This is a genomic window from Robinsoniella sp. RHS (assembly GCF_001029355.1).
Lineage (GTDB): Bacteria > Bacillota > Clostridia > Lachnospirales > Lachnospiraceae > Robinsoniella > Robinsoniella peoriensis.
In genome coordinates this window covers 1-17,485 of record NZ_JNGB01000096.1, presented here as the reverse complement: position 1 = coordinate 17,485, position 17,485 = coordinate 1, and the positions used below count along the sequence as shown (strand labels likewise).

Below are 17,485 nucleotides of genomic sequence, written 5' to 3'. Positions count from 1 at the left end.
GAAGTCAAACTTTATGGACTGCCAGGTTCCTTTTTGAACGGAACCAGTAAGTATAAAAATCTTCAAATCCTAGTGAAATATAAAGGTCCTTAGCGGAAGTATTGCCATCTACCACTTGAAGATAAGCATGCTCAGCACCTTTTTTTCTTGCTTCTTCCAGAATTGAGCTGCAAATTGAACGCGCAAAGTTTTTGCGTCTGCAGCTTGCGTCCACATAAATGGCATAAAGGCCAATGTGGGCACGGTCCAAAATACCCAGACCGGATGCAACCATACGTCCGTCGATTTCGATAAAAGCGACGATTGTTTCCTTTGGGATTGCCTTAAACATTGAAGGCACAATCCTCCTGAGTGTAGGATTGGTGGTACCGTTTAAACGAAATAGAGAAGTTATCCAGTCATCCGTAATGCGGTCCCGCAGCTGGACGATCGTATCATTCGGATAAAAAACGGAAGAAGGTAGGTTTGAGTTTCTTCCATAATATTCATATTCAATAGATTCATAAGGGAACATATGAAATTGTTCCATAGGCATAGTCATCACATCAGTTATATGCTCCACGCTATACCCTCGTTCCGCCAGGATCCGGTCAAAAGACGGATCGATCATGGGATTGATTTTAAAATTAACCGGGGTATGAAAGTTGGCATACATGGATTCACAATATGCTATTTTTTCTTCAACCGGAAGATTAGAGATGCCAACCTGCTCTACACTATTGGTACGGTAGGTATAGTTGTGGGAAAAACGGATCAGCCATCCGTCATAAAGTTCGATCTTATGCGAAGGCCATGCATTGAGAGAAATCTCTTCTATTAATTTCATATAAGCATTGTCTTTTATCATAGGTGCGCTCCCTTAAAGAAAATCTTCTAATCATTATAGTTCAAAATGTAAGGATATTCAATGAAAAACTTGACCGAATCCCGTTAATTTGATAAAGTGAAAGATAAGTGTTAAAGAAAACCGCTTTCACACTGCTGATTTAGGAATAGCACAAGCCCAGCTTGCGCTATTCATGGGGTAAAGTGTGAAAGAAAACCGCTTTCACACTGCTGATTTAGGAATAGCACAAGCCAGCTTGCGCTATTCAATGGTAAAGTGTGAAAGAAATGCACCTGCAGAATGGTAAAGAGATTAAAATCAGGAGGTTCTTAAATGAAAATAGGATTTATTGGATGTGGAAATATGGCGACAGCGATGCTGGGCGGGATTTTAAAAAATGAGTTGATTCCTGCAGATGAAATTATAGGATCTACTTCCAGACAGGAAAGTCTGGATGCAATTAAAGCAAAGTTTGGCATCTGCACTACCTTAGATAATAAAGAAGTTGCAAAGCAGTCGGATGTGATTGTATTGGCGGTTAAACCACAGTATTATGAAGCGGTAATCAAAGAGATCAGAGATGCAGTTAACGTTGATAAGATCGTGGTGTCCATAGCTCCCGGTAAGACTCTTGAATGGCTGGGTGATGTATTTGAAAAACCCCTTAAAATTATTCGCTGTATGCCAAATACACCGGCCCTGGTAGGGGAAGGGATTACCGGAGTCTGCGCAAATGAACTGGTGTCTTCTGAGGAATTAGCGATGGTATGCAGGATTCTGGGAGCATGCGGTTCCACAGAAGTAATCAGTGAACATCTAATGGACGTGGTGGTTTCTGTAAGCGGTAGTGCTCCGGCTTATGTATTTATGTTTATTGAGGCCATGGCTGACGGTGCGGTAGCCGATGGAATGCCAAGAGCCCAGGCTTATAAATTTGCAGCCCAGGCAGTACTTGGAAGTGCAAAGATGGTTTTAGAAACCGGAAAGCATCCGGGGGAATTAAAGGATATGGTTTGCTCACCGGGAGGAACAACCATCGAGGCAGTGCGTGTATTGGAAGAAAAAGGTATGAGAAGTGCTGTGATCGAAGCCATGAAGGCATGTGTAAAGAAATCCAGAGGTATGTAATTATATTTTAAATAAAAGAAACAGAAAGGATGACATAATATGGAACGGGAAAATGCATGGAAAAAATATGATGAGGCAGGTCGTGAAAAAGTATTTGCTTTTAATGAAGGATATAAAGATTTCATTTCCAAATGTAAAACAGAGAGGGAATGTGTAAAAGAAGTGATTGCGCAGGTACAGTCTTTTGGCTATGAGGATCTGGATCAAATTGTTTCTTCCGGAAGAGTTTTAAAGTCAGGGGATAAAGTATATGCTGCAAATATGGGAAAAACAATTGCGCTGTTTCATATCGGAGAAGTCCCCATGGAAGAGGGTATGAATATTCTGGGAGCACATATTGATTCACCGAGACTGGATCTGAAACAGAATCCATTATATGAGGATAATGATCTCGCAATGCTGGAAACACACTACTATGGCGGTGTGAAAAAGTATCAGTGGGTTGCACATCCCCTTGCCCTGCATGGTGTTGCAGCGAAAAAAGATGGAAGCATTGTGGAAGTTTCCATTGGAGAAGAGATGTCAGAACCTGTATTTGGAGTTTCTGATTTATTGATTCATTTATCCGGTACCCAGCTGGAGAAAAAAGCAAATAAAGTTATTGAAGGGGAAGACCTGAACATATTAATAGGCAGTATTCCGTTAGACGGAGATGATAAAGAGCCGGTAAAAGCCCAGATTCTTCAGATACTCAAGGAAAAGTACGGAATAGAAGAAGAAGATTTCCTGTCTGCAGAATTTGAAGCTGTTCCTGCGGGAAGAGCAAGGGATTACGGACTGGACAGAAGTATGGTTATGGGATATGGACAGGATGACCGTGTATGTGCTTATCCATCATACATGGCTATGCTGCAGTTGGCTAACACAACCAGAACGGCAGTCTGCCTCTTAGTGGATAAAGAGGAGATCGGAAGCGTGGGGGCAACCGGTATGCAGTCTAAGTTTTTTGAGAATACGGTTGCTGAGGTTATGAACTGTACCGGAGATTACAGTGAGTTGAAGCTGCGCCGTGCCCTGAAAAATTCTAAGATGCTTTCTTCCGATGTAAGTGCTGCCTTTGACCCGAATTATCCAAGTGTTATGGAGAAAAACAACAGTGCTTTCTTAGGCAGGGGACTGACATTTAACAAATACACCGGTTCAAGGGGTAAATCCGGCTCCAATGATGCCAATGCGGAATATATTGCAGACATACGCAGGGTTTTGGATGAAAACCAGGTTAGTTTCCAGACAGCAGAGCTTGGAAAAGTAGACCAGGGCGGCGGCGGAACCATTGCTTTTATCCTGGCGAATTACAGTATGGAGGTTATTGACAGCGGTGTTGCCGTACTGAACATGCACGCACCATGGGAGATTACCAGCAAGGTGGATATATATGAAGCGTATCTGGGATACCAGGCATTCTTAAAATATATGTAAAGAAAAAGAAGGAGAAAGAGGAAAAGGTACATGGAGAAAAGTTCTATAATTTGGATATTGATTGCATTTGTTGCTTATCTTGCAATGATGATGGGAATCGGTGTGGTGACCATGAAAAAGAATAAAAGCACAGATGATTTCTTTTTAGGAGGCCGTGGGTTAAGCGGCTGGGTGGCGGCTTTGTCTGCACAGGCTTCTGATATGAGCGGGTGGCTGCTCATGGGTCTGCCGGGAGCAGTTTATGCACTGGGAACAGGGCAGGCATGGATAGCAGTCGGTTTATTTATTGGAACCGTATTTAACTGGGTGTGCATTTCATCCCGTCTTCGCCGTTATACAATCAGGGCAAATAATGCAATCACATTTCCGGAATATCTGGAAAACCGTTTTCACGATAAGAATAAAATATTGCTGTTGATTTCTTCGATTGTTATTGTTATTTTCTTCCTCGTATATACGGCTTCTGCATTAGCTGCAGGAGGTAAATTATTTGCCGGTGTATTTGGAATTGAATACCGCGTTGCATTAACGATAGGGGCAGCCGTTATTCTGGCTTATACATTCATGGGAGGATTCCTTGCAGTATGCCTTACTGATTTTATTCAGGGGATGCTGATGCTGGTAGGACTTCTGGTAGTACCGATAGTCGCTTATTTTGTAATGGGTCCGGACACGGTGACTGCAAATCTGGCAGCCAGCGGCGTAAATGCAGATTCCTATTTAAATCTGATGCATAATGGTGGAGAGTCCTACCGGGCAGTGGATATTATATCCCAGATAGGATGGGGACTTGGATACTGTGGAATGCCTCATATCCTGACACGTTTTATGGCGGTCAGAAGTGAGAAGGAATTAAAAAAATCCAGAGTTATCGCGATTGTGTGGGTATTGATATCCCTTGGTATGGCAGTAATCATCGGGGTCATCGGAAGAGCATACCTGTATCCGACACTTTTAGGCGGCGCAGGAGCAGATTCAGCAGAAAATGTTTTCATTGCCATGATTACACAGTTGTTTACAAAAGATCTGGCACTGCCGTTTATCGGAGGAATATTCCTCTGTGGTATTCTGGCAGCGATTATGTCAACGGCAGACTCTCAATTGCTGGTAACGGCATCTTCCGTATCAAAAGATTTATATCAGGGATTTATTAATCCAAAGGCAGAAGAAAAACATGTATTAAAACTCAGCCGTATCACTGTCATTGCTGTTGCAGTGCTGGCATACATCATTGCCCTGAATCCAAACAGCAGCATTATGGGGCTGGTCTCCAATGCCTGGGCAGGTTTAGGTGCAGCATTCGGGCCGACTGTATTACTTTCCTTATTTTGGAGAAGAACTAATATAGCAGGTGCTATAGCAGGTATTGTTTCCGGGGGACTGACAGTTATTGTCTGGGATTATATTCCGTTTGGAGGACAGACGCTTGGAGCCTCCACCGGATTATACTCACTGGTTATTGGTTTTGCCATCAGTATTATACTGATTATTGCAGTGAGTCTCATGACAGCAGCTCCGGATGAAGAGATGCTGAAGGAATTTGATGATGTGGCGAATAAAAGAGTAGAAGGCTAAAATTAAGAAAATATTATTTTAATGAAAAAGGAGAATCCGGCAGTGCTTTCTGGATTCTCCTTTTTTGAAATTACTAGATTAGTGATTGCTATTTAAACTAATACACTATATAATAGAAGAAACATTTCGTTTTTCCGGACAGTTCTGTTCAAAATATTCCAGTTTAAAAGATGTTCAGTTATAAAAACACATGTAAATAACAGGTTGTATAACATAGGTTTATGTTTACTGCTTGTCATTGTAATACCCAGAATCATATGCTAAAATATAGGAGGAAAAAGATTGAAAGAAAACAACAGCAGAGATTATTCAAACACAGGGTTTAAAGCAAGCGCATTTGCAACATACTTTGGAGAGCCCCAAAATGCAATGGAACTATTTAATGCTATAGAATCTGAAAAATGTACAGACCCATCCCAGATTGATTATCTGGCTCAGGAAGATGAACTGTTTATGACTGGGAAAAATGATCTTGCATTTGCCGTTAACGGCAAAATGCTGGTTATCAGTGAACACCTGACGGGCCAAACCCGGAATATTCCGGTACAGGATGTGATTTATTACGGAAGAATAGTGGAATCCCTATTAGATTCCAAAGAAATATATCAAAAGAAAAGGATGCTGATACCATGGCCGAAGTTTTATGTTTTTTATAATGGCGAAGGAGACAGCATGACAGAAGAGACACTTCGTTTATCTGATGTTTTTGAGGCACATGGCGGCGAGCCGGCACTTGAACTGACGGTAAAAGTCATCAACATAAACCTGGATGCCAATCATCCCCTTTTAGAGAAGTGCCGTGCATTGAAAGAGTATTCTATATTTATAGAAAGTATCAGAATGAATCTGAAGATGGGATACGGTAAGAAAGCGTCAGTCAGTCGCGGAATAGAGGATTGCAGGCGCAGAGGAATCGTGTCGGATTTCCTGGACAAGTATGGAAGCCGGGCAGATCAAATGCTGTATGCACAGTGTAATATGGAAGAAGTACTTAGAATTCATGGGATTGAGGAACGGGAACTGGGGAAGAAAGAAGGAATCGCAGAAGGCAGAGAAGCTGGAAAAGAGCTACTTTGTATTACTTTAATCCGAAAGCAGATAAATAAAGGCTGGGAGACGGCGGACATTGCTGAGCTGCTGGAGATGGAGATACCCCTGGTATCCGGTATCGGCAGGATAATAATGGAAAACCCTGATTTTAACGATGAACAGGTTCTAAAAGAGATTAAAATACGAAAAATTACCAATAAATAGCTGTGTACAAAAAAAATACAAATTTTCCTAAAAAACCCTTGCATTTGCGAGGGTTATGCTATATAATCATTCGTGTTGTGACCTTGATAGCGTAGAAGTGTGAGGTTGCTGCAGTTTAATCTGCAGGTTTTCCATGGAGCGAATGTCAAGTTAGAAAACTGGCGACAAGTCACTGTACAATATATAACTGTCCATCAAAGAATGGAAACAACGTGTAGTATTAAGATGATACACACGGGAGAGTGTACAGTCACCGCTTGTCGTACTGCAATTAAGTGCGAAAAGGAGGCGACTTTTTTTATGGCAAGTCAAGTAATGAGAATTACATTAAAAGCGTATGATCATCAATTAATTGATGCATCCGCAAAGAAAATCATCGAAACTGTGAAGAAGAACGGATCTCAGGTGAGTGGACCGGTACCACTTCCTACTAAGAAAGAGGTTGTTACAATCTTACGAGCTGTACACAAGTACAAAGATTCCAGAGAGCAGTTCGAGCAGAGAACTCATAAGAGACTGATCGATATCATGACACCAACCCAGAAGACGGTTGATGCATTATCCAGACTGGAAATGCCAGCAGGTGTTTACATTGATATCAAAATGAAAAGCAAATAAGAAACAGGTATTCGAACAGAGATTATCCTAAAAGGTTGATATAGAAGTAACGAAAAGTTCCACTTATATTAACTGTTTGACTAGGATGATTGCACAACACGGTGTAATCCGCTGTAGAAAAACAGGAGGTAAAAAGAATGAAGAAAGCGATTTTAGCGACAAAAGTCGGAATGACTCAAATCTTCAATGAAGACGGAGTTTTAACTCCAGTAACCGTACTTCAGGCTGGACCTTGTGTAGTAACTCAGGTTAAGACAGAAGAAAATGATGGTTACAAAGCAATTCAGGTAGGTTTTGTTGATAAGAGAGAAAAATTAGTGAACAAACCTATGAAAGGCCAATTTGACAAAGCTGGTGTTTCTTATAAAAGATATGTCAGAGAATTCAAGTTTGACAATGCAGAGGAATATTCAGTAGCACAGGAAATCAAAGCTGACATTTTTGAAGCTGGCGATAAGATTGATGCAACTGCTATTTCAAAGGGAAAAGGATTCCAGGGCGCGATTAAGAGACATAATCAGAGTAGAGGACCTATGGCCCACGGTTCTAAATTCCATCGTCATGCTGGTTCAAATGGTTCTGCATCTGATCCAAGTAAAGTATTTAAAGGCAAGAAAATGCCGGGACACATGGGAGCTAAACAGATTACAATCCAGAATCTGGAAATTGTAAAAGTTGATGTAGAAAACAATCTGCTTTTAGTAAAAGGTGCTGTACCAGGACCTAAGAAATCTATGGTAACAATCAAAGAAACAGTAAAAGCTGGTAAATAGGCTTTTATAGGAAAGGAGGAACACACAGATGGCAAACGTATCTGTTTACAATATGGAAGGCAATGAAGTTGGTACAATGGAGCTGAACGATGCTGTATTTGGTGTTGAAGTTAATGATCACTTAGTACACATGGCAGTTGTAAGCCAGCTTGCTAATAAACGTCAGGGAACACAGAAAGCGAAAACTCGTTCAGAAGTTTCCGGCGGTGGAAGAAAACCTTGGAGACAAAAAGGAACCGGTCATGCAAGACAGGGTTCAACAAGATCTCCTCAGTGGACGGGCGGCGGAGTTGTATTTGCTCCAACACCAAGAGATTATTCTTTCAAAATGAACAAGAAAGAAAGAAGACTTGCTTTAAAATCTGCATTAACCTCAAGATTACAGGAGAACAAATTAATCGTTCTTGATGACCTGAAGTTAGATGAAGTAAAAACAAAAGCAATGCAGAATGTATTGAACAACTTAAAATTAAACAAAGCTTTAGTTGTTACAAAAGAGAATGACAACAATGTAGTGTTATCTGCAAGAAACATTCCGGGTGTACAGACTGCTCTTACAAGCACAATCAATGTTTACGATATTTTAAAATATAATACAGTTGTTTTAACAAAAGCTGCTGTAGAGGCAATTGAGGAGGTGTACGCATAATGGCTGCAATACAATATTATGATGTAATCCTTAAACCAGTTATTACAGAAAAAAGCATGAATGCTATGGGCGAGAAGAAATATACTTTCTTAGTTCATACAGAAGCTACTAAGAATCAGATCAAAGAAGCAGTTGAAAAAATGTTCGAAGGAACAAAGGTAAAAAGCGTTAATACCATGAATATGGATGGTAAGAAAAAAAGACGTGGAACTACTGTTGGAAAAACTGCTAAAACGAAAAAAGCAATTGTTGCTTTGACAGAAGAAAGCAAAGATATCGAAATCTTTGAAGGATTATAGAATCAACCGCAACTAAAATATACGCAAGAAAAGCGTGACAATAAATATTGAAAGGAGTGACAATAATGGGAATTAAGACATATAACCCATATACACCTTCCAGAAGACATATGACCGGTTCTGATTTCGTAGAAATCACAAAGAGCGAACCTGAAAAAAGCTTATTAGTTTCTCTTCAGAAAAACTCTGGTCGTAACAATCAAGGTAAAATCACTGTAAGACACCGCGGAGGCGGATCCAGAAAAAAATATAGAATCATCGATTTTAAGAGAAATAAAAAAGATGGTATTCCGGCAACTGTAATCGGAATCGAATACGATCCGAACAGAACTGCTAATATTGCATTAATCTGCTATGCAGACGGCGAAAAAGCTTACATCTTAGCTCCTCAGGGATTAAAAGATGGAATGAAAATTATGAATGGACCAGAAGCAGAAGTGAAAATTGGTAACTGTATGCCGTTATCCGATATTCCGGTTGGTACTATGGTTCACAATATTGAAATGTATCCTGGAAAAGGCGGACAGTTAGTTCGTTCAGCAGGTAACAGCGCTCAGTTAATGGCAAAAGAAGGAAAAACTGCAACACTTCGTCTTCCTTCAGGTGAAATGAGAATGGTTCCGATCATTTGCAGAGCAACGATTGGTGTTGTTGGTAATGGTGATCATAACCTGATCAATATTGGTAAAGCTGGTAGAAAACGTCATATGGGCTTCAGACCTACCGTTCGTGGTTCCGTAATGAATCCTAACGATCATCCACATGGTGGTGGTGAAGGTAAGACAGGTATTGGCCGTCCAGGTCCATGTACACCTTGGGGTAAACCTGCTCTTGGCTTAAAGACAAGAAAGAAAAACAAACATTCTAATAAGATGATCGTAAGAAGACGCGACGGTAAAGCGATTAACTAATTAATCAATTCAATTAAAGTTTACAAGGAGGTTAGAACCTATGGCTCGCTCACTTAAAAAAGGACCATTTGCAGATGATAGTTTACTGAAAAAGGTAGATGCGATGAACGCAGCAGGACAGAAACAGGTTATTAAAACCTGGTCCCGTCGTTCCACAATCTTCCCACAGATGGTTGGACATACAATAGCAGTTCATGATGGAAGAAGACATGTGCCTGTATATGTTACAGAAGATATGGTTGGTCACAAACTTGGAGAGTTTGTTGCTACCAGAACTTACAGAGGACATGGAAAAGATGAAAAAAGATCTGGCGTTCGCTAGAATATCGTAGATTTGAAAGGAGGTTTCATCCATGGCAAAAGGACATAGATCCCAAATCAAAAGAGAGAGAAATGCACAGAAAGACACAAGACCGAGCGCTAAGTTATCTTACGCTAGAGTTTCTGTTCAGAAAGCATGTTTCGTATTAGATGCCATCAGAGGTAAGGATGTACAGACAGCACTTGGTATTGTGACTTATAATCCAAGATATGCTTCTAGCTTAATAGAGAAATTATTGAAATCAGCAATCGCTAATGCTGAGAACAACAACGGAATGAGTGTAGAAAACCTTTATGTAGAGGAATGTTACGCTAATAAAGGACCTACAATGAAGAGAATCAAACCAAGAGCACAGGGTAGAGCTTACAGAATCGAAAAGAGAACAAGTCATATCACTGTTGTGCTGAATGAAAGATAAGGAGGGCAATCATGGGACAAAAAGTTAATCCTCACGGCTTAAGAGTCGGAGTTATTAAAGACTGGGACTCCAAATGGTATGCTGAGGCTGACTTCGCTGACTATTTAGTAGAAGATCACAAAATCAGAACATACCTGAAGAAGAAGTTATATAGCGCAGGTGTATCTAAGATTGAAATCGAAAGAGCATCTGACAGAGTGAAATTAATCATTCATACTGCAAAACCAGGTGTGGTTATCGGTAAGGGTGGTTCTGAAATTGAAAAAGTAAAAGCTGAAGTTCAGAAGCTTACAGATAAAAAAGTTATCGTTGATATCAAAGAAGTAAAAAGACCGGATAAAGATGCTCAGTTAGTAGCAGAAAACATTGCCTTACAGTTAGAAAACCGTGTTTCTTTCAGACGTGCAATGAAATCTACTATGACCAGAACAATGAGATCCGGAGCGAAAGGTATCAAAACAGCAGTTGCAGGACGTCTTGGCGGAGCAGATATGGCTCGTACAGAATTCTACAGCGAAGGTACTATTCCACTTCAGACACTTAGAGCAGATATTGACTATGGATTCGCAGAAGCAGATACAACTTACGGCAAATTAGGCGTAAAAGTTTGGATCTACAAAGGCGAAGTACTTCCAACTAAAGGAACAAAGGAAGGGAGCGATAAATAATGTTAATGCCAAAAAGAGTAAAGCGTCGTAAACAGTTCCGTGGTTCTATGGCTGGTAAAGCACTTAGAGGAAATACGATTTCAAACGGAGAATATGGACTTGTCGCTTTAGAACCATGTTGGATCAAATCAAACCAGATCGAAGCAGCCCGTGTTGCTATGACCCGTTACATCAAACGTGGTGGTAAGGTTTGGATTAAGATTTTCCCAGATAAACCAGTAACAGCTAAACCAGCAGAAACTCGTATGGGTTCCGGTAAAGGAACATTAGAATACTGGGTAGCAGTTGTAAAACCAGGACGTGTAATGTTCGAACTTGCAGGTGTTCCAGATGATATCGCACGTGAAGCATTACGTCTTGCTATGCATAAATTACCTTGTAAATGTAAGATCGTTTCTCGCGCAGACTTAGAAGGCGGTGATAACAGTGAAAATTAATAAATTTGTAGAAGATTTAAAAAGCAAATCAGCTGCAGAATTAAATGAAGAATTAGTAGCTGCTAAAAAGGAACTTTTTAACTTAAGATTCCAGAACGCAACCAATCAGTTAGATAACACAAGCAGAATTAAAGAAGTTCGCAAGAACATCGCTAGAATTCAGACAGTGATCACTGAGAAGGCTCAATAATAAAGGATACACCAAATCCACTGGACCAGGAAACACTTTCAGGAGTGGGGTGGGTGTAGATTCGCACGATATTCGGGATAGTCTCGTGGCGTGCTTATACCATGAAAGGAGTAAATAACGTGGAAAGAAATCTTAGAAAAACCCGTACTGGTAAAGTTGTTAGCGACAAAATGGATAAGACAATTGTCGTTGCAGTAGAAGACCATGTTAAACATCCTCTTTACAAAAAGATCGTAAAGAGAACATATAAATTAAAAGCACATGATGAAAAAAATGAATGTAACATTGGTGATACCGTAAAAGTTATGGAAACAAGACCATTATCCAAAGATAAAAGATGGAGACTTGTGGAAATCATCGAGAGAGTTAAATAGTATAGGAGGTATATCAGCATGATACAACAAGAGAGTAGACTTAGAGTTGCTGATAACACTGGTGCCAAAGAATTACTTTGTATCAGAGTTATGGGTGGATCTACCAGAAGATATGCAAATATCGGCGACATTATCGTAGCTACCGTTAAAGATGCAACACCAGGCGGTGTTGTAAAAAAAGGTGATGTTGTAAAAGCTGTAGTTGTTCGTACAGTAAAAGGCGCTCGTCGTAAAGACGGTTCTTATATTAAATTCGACGAAAATGCTGCTGTTATCATCAAAGATGACAAGAATCCAAAAGGAACTCGTATTTTTGGACCAGTAGCCAGAGAGCTTCGTGAAAAACAATTCATGAAAATTGTTTCCTTAGCTCCTGAAGTATTATAAGGAGGTGCCAAAATAATGTCAGCTATGAAAATTAAAAAGGGCGATTCTGTAAAAGTAATCGCTGGAAAAGATAAAGATAAAGAAGGCAAAGTTCTTGCTGTAGACGTAAAAGCAGGTAGAGTACTTGTGGAAGGCGTAAGCATGATTACAAAGCATTCAAAACCATCAGCAGCGAATCAGCAGGGTGGAATTGTTAATAAAGAAGCCTTTATTGACGTTTCAAACGTAATGCTGCTTCACAAAGGTAAAGCAACAAGAGTTGGTTTTAAAATGGATGGAGACAAAAAAGTTCGTTTTGCGAAAGCAACTGGCGAAGTGATCGATTAATTAAGAGAGGAGGCCGCACAAGTTGAGTAGACTGAAAGAAACTTACAATAATGAGATCGTAGATGCTATGATCAAAAAATTTGGATATAAAAATGTAATGGAAGTACCGAAAATTGATAAGGTTGTTATCAATATGGGCGTTGGCGAAGCAAAAGATAATGCCAAATTATTAGAAACTGCTGTAAAAGACATGGAAACCATTGCAGGACAGAAGGCAGTTCTTACCAGAGCAAAGAATTCTGTTGCTAATTTCAAAATCCGTGAAGGTATGGCAATCGGATGTAAGGTAACACTTCGTGGCGAGAGAATGTATGAATTTGTTGATCGTCTGATCAATTTAGCATTACCTCGTGTACGTGACTTTAGAGGTGTAAACCCTAACGCATTTGATGGAAGAGGTAACTACGCACTGGGTATTAAAGAACAGTTAATTTTCCCTGAAATCGAATACGATAAAGTAGACAAGGTTAGAGGTATGGACGTAATTTTCGTTACGACTGCTAAGACTGACGAAGAAGCTCGTGAATTATTGGCACAGTTCAATATGCCGTTTACTAAATAGTTATAGGAGGGAAATTTCATGGCTAAAACAGCAATGAAAATCAAACAGCAACGTCCGGCAAAATTCTCTACAAGAGAATACAGCCGTTGTAGAATCTGTGGACGTCCACATGCTTATTTAAGAAAATACGGAATCTGCAGAATCTGCTTCCGTGAATTAGCATACAAAGGACAGATCCCAGGTGTGAGAAAAGCAAGCTGGTAGGATAAAGAAGTAGAGAGGAGGCAACTTAAATGACAATGAGCGATCCAATCGCAGATATGCTTACAAGAATTCGTAATGCAAATACTGCTAAACATGATACAGTAGATGTACCTGCTTCTAAAATGAAAATTGCTATTGCAAACATTCTTTTAGATCAAGGTTATATTGCAAAATATGATATCGTAGAAGATGGAAACTTTAATACAATCCGTATCACCTTAAAATACGGTGCAGATAAAAATGAGAAGATCATAACAGGTCTTAAGAGAATTTCTAAACCGGGCTTACGTGTTTACGCAAACAAGGAAGAACTTCCTAAAGTACTTGGAGGTTTAGGAGTAGCAATTATTTCTACAAACCAGGGTGTTATCACTGATAAAGAAGCTAGAAAGCTTCAGGTTGGTGGAGAAGTACTTGCATTTGTTTGGTAGGCTGTGAACTATTAGAAGTTACTGAAAACAGAAAGGTCTATGACCTTTCCGAAAATTTAAGTAAGGAGGACATATCAAATGTCACGTATCGGAAGAATGCCAGTAGCAGTTCCGGCAGGCGTTACTGTTGAAATTGCAGATGGCAATAAAGTTACTGTTAAAGGTAGCAAAGGTACACTTGAAAGAGTATTACCTGTTGAAATGGATATCAAATTAGAAGATGGTCAGGTTGTTGTTTCCAGACCAAACGATTTAAAGAAAATGAAATCATTACATGGTTTAACAAGAACTCTCATCTCTAACATGGTTGTTGGTGTTAGTGAAGGATATCAGAAAGTTCTTGAAGTAAACGGTGTTGGTTACAAAGCAGCAAAAGCTGGTAAGAAATTAACATTATCACTTGGATATTCCCATCCGGTAGAAATGATCGATCCAGAAGGATTAGAGTCTACTGTAGAAGGAAATAAGATCGTTGTAAAAGGTATCGATAAAGAAAAAGTTGGCCAATACGCAGCTGAAATCAGAGAGAAGAGAAAACCGGAACCTTATAAAGGAAAAGGTATTAAATATGCTGATGAAGTTATTAGACGTAAAGTTGGTAAGACTGGTAAGAAATAATTAAGGAGAGTGTAAAAATGGTTAATAAAGAATCCAGAACAAAAGTTCGCGAAAAAAAACACCTGAAAATTCGTAATCGTTTCAGCGGAACTACTGAAAGACCACGTTTAGCAGTGTTTAGAAGTAATAATCATATGTATGCTCAAATTATTGACGATACAGTTGGAAATACGCTTGTTTCAGCTTCCACCCTTCAGAAGGATGTTAAAGCGGAACTGGAAAAGACCAATAACGTTGATGCAGCAGCATATTTAGGTACTGTTATTGCAAAAAAGGCTTTGGAAAAAGGTATTACAACTGTTGTCTTTGATAGAGGCGGCTTCATATATCAGGGTAAAATCAAAGCATTAGCAGATGCAGCTAGAGAAGCTGGTCTAGAATTTTAGGAGGTAGAACACATGAAACATACAATTATTGATGCTAGCAGCTTAGAATTGAATGAAAAAGTAGTATCAATTAAACGTGTTACAAAAGTTGTTAAAGGTGGTCGTAACTTCCGTTTTACAGCTTTGGTAGTTGTTGGTGATGGCAATGGACACGTTGGCGCTGGACTTGGTAAAGCTACTGAGATTCCAGAAGCTATCCGTAAAGGAAAAGAAGATGCTGCTAAAAAGCTCATCAATGTATCTTTAGATGACAATGCTAGTATTCCACATGATTTTCAGGGTAAATTCGGTGGTGCTTCCGTATTGTTAAAGAGAGCTCCTGAAGGTACCGGTGTTATCGCTGGTGGTCCTGCACGTAGCGTACTTGAGCTTGCAGGCATCAAGAACATCCGTACAAAATCTTTAGGATCAAACAATAAACAAAACGTAGTACTTGCAACAATCGAAGGCTTAAGACAGATCAAGTCTCCTGAAGAAGTTGCTAGACTTCGCGGAAAATCTGTTGAAGAGATTCTGGCGTAAGGAGGATTTGAAAAATGGCAGATAAAGTAAAAGTTACATTAGTTAAATCTACAATTGGTGCTATTCCAAAACATTGTGCCACTGTAGCAGCTTTGGGACTGAAAAAAGTTAATAAATCGGTTGAATTACCAAACAACGCAGCTACCATGGGAATGGTTAAACAAGTACAGCACTTAGTGAAAGTAGAAGAAATCTAAATTATTGATAAGGAGGTGTCGTGATGGATTTATCAAATTTACAGCCTGCTGAAGGTTCAAGACAAAGTGATAACTTCAGAAGAGGACGTGGACACGGTTCAGGAAACGGTAAAACTGCTGGTAAAGGTCATAAAGGACAGAAGGCTCGTTCAGGAGCAACAAGAATTGGCTTCGAAGGTGGACAGATGCCTTTATACAGACGTATTCCGAAGAGAGGTTTCACGAACAGAAATACTCTTGACATTGAAGCAATCAACGTTAGCGAGCTTGAAAGATTTGAAAATGATACCGAAGTTACCATTGAAACATTAATGGAAGCAGGTGTTATTAAAAGTCCAAAAGATGGTGTTAAGATACTTGGCAACGGTGAACTTACAAAGAAGCTTACTGTTAAAGTAAATGCCTTCAGTGAAGGTGCAAAAACTAAAATAGAAGCACTTGGTGGAAAAGCAGAGGTGATCTAATGTTAGAGACGCTACGAAATGCATTTAAAATTAAGGAAGTACGAAAAAAGATTTTCTTCACGTTTTTGATGCTGGTAGTAATAAGATTGGGCTCTCAGCTTCCTGTTCCAGGAGTGGATCGAACATTCTTAGCCAATTGGTTTGCAAACCAGACCGGAGATGCATTTAATTTCTTTAGTGCATTTACCGGTGGCTCTTTCGAGAAGATGTCAATATTCGCTTTGAATATTACACCTTATATTACATCTTCGATCATTATCCAGCTTCTTACCATTGCAATTCCAAAGTTAGAGGAAATGCAAAAAGAAGGGGAAGATGGCAGGAAGAAACTTACTGCTATTACCCGTTATGTAACGGTTGCTTTAGCATTAATTGAATCAATTGCCATGGCAATTGGTTTTGGTAACAAAGGATTAATTCCGGATATGAACTTCCTGAAAGCATTTATGGTTGTAGTTTCCTTAACAGCTGGTTCTGCTTTCTTAATGTGGGTTGGTGAACGTATTACTGAAAAGGGTGTTGGAAACGGTATCTCTATCGTATTGATGATTAATATTCTTTCAAGAGTCCCTTCAGATTTATCTTCACTGTATACTACATTCATAAAAGGAAAATCAGTTGCCCGTGGTTCACTGGCAGCATTAGTAATCCTTGCAGTAATAGTGGTTACAGTTGTGTTAGTTATACTTTTGAACGATGCACAGAGAAGAATCCCTGTTCAGTATGCAAAGAAAATGCAGGGCCGGAAGATGGTCGGAGGCCAGTCCACACATATTCCGTTAAAAGTAAATACAGCCGGAGTTATCCCGGTTATCTTTGCGTCTTCCCTGATGTCTATGCCGACTGTAATCGCATCGTTCTTAGGAAAGACCGGAGGAACTGGTGTTGGCGCTACAATCCTTGGAATGATGAGCCAGAACAACTGGTTTAGCCCGAAACAGCCGATTTATTCGGTTGGTTTGGTGCTGTACATTGTCCTGATCATTTTCTTTGCTTATTTCTATACATCCATTACTTTTAATCCAATTGAAGTAGCGGATAATATGAAGAAGCAGGGTGGATTTATTCCGGGTATACGTCCTGGTAAGCCAACCACAGACTACTTAAACAAAATTTTAAATTATCTCGTATTTTTAGGAGCTGTAGGACTTACAATTGTTGTTATAATTCCAATCTTCTTTAATGGAGTATTTGGTGCATATGTTTCCTTTGGTGGTACATCCATCATCATCATCGTAGGTGTTGTTCTGGAGACATTAAAGCAAATTGAATCACAGATGTTAGTACGTAATTATAGAGGCTTCTTAAGTGAGTAAACAGTGTACTGCATCACTTATCGTTATCTGCACAGGCAGGTAACGATAGGTGGGTAGTGCACTTAAATGCTATATAGGATGGATTATATCTGTTCATGGTTCTGAGCAGATAGGATGGATTATCATAAATGTCCAAGGAAAGGCAGGGGTAAAGTATGAAGATTATCATGTTAGGTGCACCAGGAGCCGGTAAAGGAACACAGGCTAAGA

27 protein-coding genes are annotated in these 17,485 nt (G+C 39.6%); 26 read left to right on the top strand and 1 reads right to left on the bottom strand.

The features are described from left to right. Positions 1-4: 4 nt before the first annotated feature. Positions 5-847 (bottom strand): N-acetyltransferase, encoded by an 843-nt coding sequence (locus RHS_RS23140; protein WP_044289685.1) that lies wholly within the window; start codon positions 845-847, stop codon positions 5-7. Between the two features lie 312 nt (positions 848-1,159). On the opposite strand from RHS_RS23140, the gene proC reads away from it, so the two are divergent. From proC to secY, 26 genes are all read left to right on the top strand, one after another. Next, on the top strand, positions 1,160-1,954 hold the full coding sequence (proC, locus tag RHS_RS23135; protein ID WP_047834496.1) for a pyrroline-5-carboxylate reductase: 795 nt from the start codon (positions 1,160-1,162) through the stop codon (positions 1,952-1,954). A 39-nt stretch (positions 1,955-1,993) separates the two neighbouring features. Beyond that, positions 1,994-3,373: an aminopeptidase gene (locus RHS_RS23130; protein ID WP_044293833.1), complete on the top strand. Its 1,380-nt coding sequence runs from the start codon at positions 1,994-1,996 to the stop codon at positions 3,371-3,373. Between the two features lie 30 nt (positions 3,374-3,403). Further along, a complete protein-coding gene (gene putP, locus RHS_RS23125; RefSeq protein WP_027296174.1) occupies positions 3,404-4,948 on the top strand; it encodes a sodium/proline symporter PutP in 1,545 nt (514 codons plus the stop codon). A 282-nt stretch (positions 4,949-5,230) separates the two neighbouring features. Further along, on the top strand, positions 5,231-6,202 hold the full coding sequence (locus tag RHS_RS23120) for a hypothetical protein (RefSeq protein WP_047834495.1): 972 nt from the start codon (positions 5,231-5,233) through the stop codon (positions 6,200-6,202). Between the two features lie 300 nt (positions 6,203-6,502). After that, entirely contained in the window at positions 6,503-6,820 is a 318-nt protein-coding gene (gene rpsJ / locus RHS_RS23115) for a 30S ribosomal protein S10 (protein WP_027296176.1), read from the top strand. Positions 6,821-6,957: 137 nt separating this feature from the next. After that, complete coding sequence (gene rplC / locus RHS_RS23110) at positions 6,958-7,593, top strand: 50S ribosomal protein L3 (RefSeq protein WP_027296177.1); 636 nt, start codon at positions 6,958-6,960, stop codon at positions 7,591-7,593. A 28-nt stretch (positions 7,594-7,621) separates the two neighbouring features. Continuing rightward, positions 7,622-8,242, top strand: a complete 621-nt coding sequence (gene rplD, locus RHS_RS23105) for a 50S ribosomal protein L4 (RefSeq protein WP_027296178.1) — start codon at positions 7,622-7,624, stop codon at positions 8,240-8,242. Next, positions 8,242-8,541: a 50S ribosomal protein L23 gene (rplW, locus tag RHS_RS23100; protein WP_027296179.1), complete on the top strand. Its 300-nt coding sequence runs from the start codon at positions 8,242-8,244 to the stop codon at positions 8,539-8,541. The genes rplD and rplW overlap by 1 nt, the downstream gene beginning before the upstream one ends. Before the next feature lie 65 nt (positions 8,542-8,606). After that, positions 8,607-9,452, top strand: coding sequence for a 50S ribosomal protein L2 (gene rplB / locus RHS_RS23095; protein ID WP_027296180.1), 846 nt, complete (start codon positions 8,607-8,609; stop codon positions 9,450-9,452). 40 nt (positions 9,453-9,492) lie between these two features. Further along, positions 9,493-9,774, top strand: a complete 282-nt coding sequence (gene rpsS, locus RHS_RS23090) for a 30S ribosomal protein S19 (RefSeq protein WP_027296181.1) — start codon at positions 9,493-9,495, stop codon at positions 9,772-9,774. Between the two features lie 31 nt (positions 9,775-9,805). Continuing rightward, a complete protein-coding gene (rplV, locus tag RHS_RS23085; RefSeq protein ID WP_027296182.1) occupies positions 9,806-10,192 on the top strand; it encodes a 50S ribosomal protein L22 in 387 nt (128 codons plus the stop codon). A gap of 11 nt (positions 10,193-10,203) precedes the next feature. Beyond that, positions 10,204-10,860: a 30S ribosomal protein S3 gene (rpsC, locus tag RHS_RS23080; RefSeq protein WP_027296183.1), complete on the top strand. Its 657-nt coding sequence runs from the start codon at positions 10,204-10,206 to the stop codon at positions 10,858-10,860. Continuing rightward, a complete protein-coding gene (gene rplP, locus RHS_RS23075) occupies positions 10,860-11,297 on the top strand; it encodes a 50S ribosomal protein L16 (protein WP_027296184.1) in 438 nt (145 codons plus the stop codon). The genes rpsC and rplP overlap by 1 nt, the downstream gene beginning before the upstream one ends. Beyond that, the gene (rpmC, locus tag RHS_RS23070; protein WP_027296185.1) at positions 11,287-11,487 is read left to right on the top strand and encodes a 50S ribosomal protein L29; all 201 of its coding nucleotides are present in this window, start codon (positions 11,287-11,289) and stop codon (positions 11,485-11,487) included. The genes rplP and rpmC overlap by 11 nt, the downstream gene beginning before the upstream one ends. A gap of 101 nt (positions 11,488-11,588) precedes the next feature. Continuing rightward, positions 11,589-11,861, top strand: a complete 273-nt coding sequence (gene rpsQ, locus RHS_RS23065; RefSeq protein ID WP_044289688.1) for a 30S ribosomal protein S17 — start codon at positions 11,589-11,591, stop codon at positions 11,859-11,861. Between the two features lie 18 nt (positions 11,862-11,879). Beyond that, positions 11,880-12,248, top strand: a complete 369-nt coding sequence (gene rplN, locus RHS_RS23060; protein ID WP_027296187.1) for a 50S ribosomal protein L14 — start codon at positions 11,880-11,882, stop codon at positions 12,246-12,248. Between the two features lie 15 nt (positions 12,249-12,263). Next, positions 12,264-12,575, top strand: a complete 312-nt coding sequence (gene rplX, locus RHS_RS23055) for a 50S ribosomal protein L24 (RefSeq protein WP_044293836.1) — start codon at positions 12,264-12,266, stop codon at positions 12,573-12,575. A 22-nt stretch (positions 12,576-12,597) separates the two neighbouring features. Continuing rightward, positions 12,598-13,137, top strand: coding sequence for a 50S ribosomal protein L5 (gene rplE, locus RHS_RS23050; RefSeq protein ID WP_027296189.1), 540 nt, complete (start codon positions 12,598-12,600; stop codon positions 13,135-13,137). An 18-nt stretch (positions 13,138-13,155) separates the two neighbouring features. Beyond that, on the top strand, positions 13,156-13,341 hold the full coding sequence (locus RHS_RS23045) for a type Z 30S ribosomal protein S14 (protein ID WP_027296190.1): 186 nt from the start codon (positions 13,156-13,158) through the stop codon (positions 13,339-13,341). 29 nt (positions 13,342-13,370) lie between these two features. Beyond that, a complete protein-coding gene (rpsH, locus tag RHS_RS23040; protein WP_027296191.1) occupies positions 13,371-13,772 on the top strand; it encodes a 30S ribosomal protein S8 in 402 nt (133 codons plus the stop codon). Between the two features lie 78 nt (positions 13,773-13,850). Next, on the top strand, positions 13,851-14,390 hold the full coding sequence (rplF, locus tag RHS_RS23035) for a 50S ribosomal protein L6 (protein WP_027296192.1): 540 nt from the start codon (positions 13,851-13,853) through the stop codon (positions 14,388-14,390). A gap of 17 nt (positions 14,391-14,407) precedes the next feature. Continuing rightward, positions 14,408-14,776, top strand: a complete 369-nt coding sequence (gene rplR, locus RHS_RS23030; protein WP_027296193.1) for a 50S ribosomal protein L18 — start codon at positions 14,408-14,410, stop codon at positions 14,774-14,776. A 12-nt stretch (positions 14,777-14,788) separates the two neighbouring features. Continuing rightward, the gene (gene rpsE / locus RHS_RS23025) at positions 14,789-15,298 is read left to right on the top strand and encodes a 30S ribosomal protein S5 (protein WP_044289690.1); all 510 of its coding nucleotides are present in this window, start codon (positions 14,789-14,791) and stop codon (positions 15,296-15,298) included. A gap of 14 nt (positions 15,299-15,312) precedes the next feature. Further along, on the top strand, positions 15,313-15,495 hold the full coding sequence (gene rpmD, locus RHS_RS23020) for a 50S ribosomal protein L30 (RefSeq protein WP_027296195.1): 183 nt from the start codon (positions 15,313-15,315) through the stop codon (positions 15,493-15,495). A gap of 23 nt (positions 15,496-15,518) precedes the next feature. Next, a complete protein-coding gene (gene rplO, locus RHS_RS23015) occupies positions 15,519-15,959 on the top strand; it encodes a 50S ribosomal protein L15 (RefSeq protein ID WP_027296196.1) in 441 nt (146 codons plus the stop codon). After that, on the top strand, positions 15,959-17,275 hold the full coding sequence (secY, locus tag RHS_RS23010; RefSeq protein ID WP_027296197.1) for a preprotein translocase subunit SecY: 1,317 nt from the start codon (positions 15,959-15,961) through the stop codon (positions 17,273-17,275). Before rplO ends, secY begins: the two co-directional genes overlap by 1 nt. Positions 17,276-17,485 lie beyond the last annotated feature (210 nt).

Excerpts from the sequence above, each read along its gene's own strand:
- RHS_RS23140 (WP_044289685.1), bottom strand. The coding sequence starts at position 847 with ATGATAAAAGACAATGCTTATATGAAATTAATAGAAGAGATTTCTCTC.
- proC (WP_047834496.1), top strand. The coding sequence starts at position 1,160 with ATGAAAATAGGATTTATTGGATGTGGAAATATGGCGACAGCGATGCTG.
- RHS_RS23130 (WP_044293833.1), top strand. The coding sequence starts at position 1,994 with ATGGAACGGGAAAATGCATGGAAAAAATATGATGAGGCAGGTCGTGAA.
- putP (WP_027296174.1), top strand. The coding sequence starts at position 3,404 with ATGGAGAAAAGTTCTATAATTTGGATATTGATTGCATTTGTTGCTTAT.
- rpsJ (WP_027296176.1), top strand. The coding sequence starts at position 6,503 with ATGGCAAGTCAAGTAATGAGAATTACATTAAAAGCGTATGATCATCAA.
- rplC (WP_027296177.1), top strand. The coding sequence starts at position 6,958 with ATGAAGAAAGCGATTTTAGCGACAAAAGTCGGAATGACTCAAATCTTC.
- rplD (WP_027296178.1), top strand. The coding sequence starts at position 7,622 with ATGGCAAACGTATCTGTTTACAATATGGAAGGCAATGAAGTTGGTACA.
- rplW (WP_027296179.1), top strand. The coding sequence starts at position 8,242 with ATGGCTGCAATACAATATTATGATGTAATCCTTAAACCAGTTATTACA.
- rplB (WP_027296180.1), top strand. The coding sequence starts at position 8,607 with ATGGGAATTAAGACATATAACCCATATACACCTTCCAGAAGACATATG.
- rpsS (WP_027296181.1), top strand. The coding sequence starts at position 9,493 with ATGGCTCGCTCACTTAAAAAAGGACCATTTGCAGATGATAGTTTACTG.
- rplV (WP_027296182.1), top strand. The coding sequence starts at position 9,806 with ATGGCAAAAGGACATAGATCCCAAATCAAAAGAGAGAGAAATGCACAG.
- rpsC (WP_027296183.1), top strand. The coding sequence starts at position 10,204 with ATGGGACAAAAAGTTAATCCTCACGGCTTAAGAGTCGGAGTTATTAAA.
- rplP (WP_027296184.1), top strand. The coding sequence starts at position 10,860 with ATGTTAATGCCAAAAAGAGTAAAGCGTCGTAAACAGTTCCGTGGTTCT.
- rpsQ (WP_044289688.1), top strand. The coding sequence starts at position 11,589 with ATGAAAGGAGTAAATAACGTGGAAAGAAATCTTAGAAAAACCCGTACT.
- rplN (WP_027296187.1), top strand. The coding sequence starts at position 11,880 with ATGATACAACAAGAGAGTAGACTTAGAGTTGCTGATAACACTGGTGCC.
- rplX (WP_044293836.1), top strand. The coding sequence starts at position 12,264 with ATGTCAGCTATGAAAATTAAAAAGGGCGATTCTGTAAAAGTAATCGCT.
- RHS_RS23045 (WP_027296190.1), top strand. The coding sequence starts at position 13,156 with ATGGCTAAAACAGCAATGAAAATCAAACAGCAACGTCCGGCAAAATTC.
- rpsH (WP_027296191.1), top strand. The coding sequence starts at position 13,371 with ATGACAATGAGCGATCCAATCGCAGATATGCTTACAAGAATTCGTAAT.
- rplF (WP_027296192.1), top strand. The coding sequence starts at position 13,851 with ATGTCACGTATCGGAAGAATGCCAGTAGCAGTTCCGGCAGGCGTTACT.
- rplR (WP_027296193.1), top strand. The coding sequence starts at position 14,408 with ATGGTTAATAAAGAATCCAGAACAAAAGTTCGCGAAAAAAAACACCTG.
- rpsE (WP_044289690.1), top strand. The coding sequence starts at position 14,789 with ATGAAACATACAATTATTGATGCTAGCAGCTTAGAATTGAATGAAAAA.
- rpmD (WP_027296195.1), top strand. The coding sequence starts at position 15,313 with ATGGCAGATAAAGTAAAAGTTACATTAGTTAAATCTACAATTGGTGCT.
- rplO (WP_027296196.1), top strand. The coding sequence starts at position 15,519 with ATGGATTTATCAAATTTACAGCCTGCTGAAGGTTCAAGACAAAGTGAT.
- secY (WP_027296197.1), top strand. The coding sequence starts at position 15,959 with ATGTTAGAGACGCTACGAAATGCATTTAAAATTAAGGAAGTACGAAAA.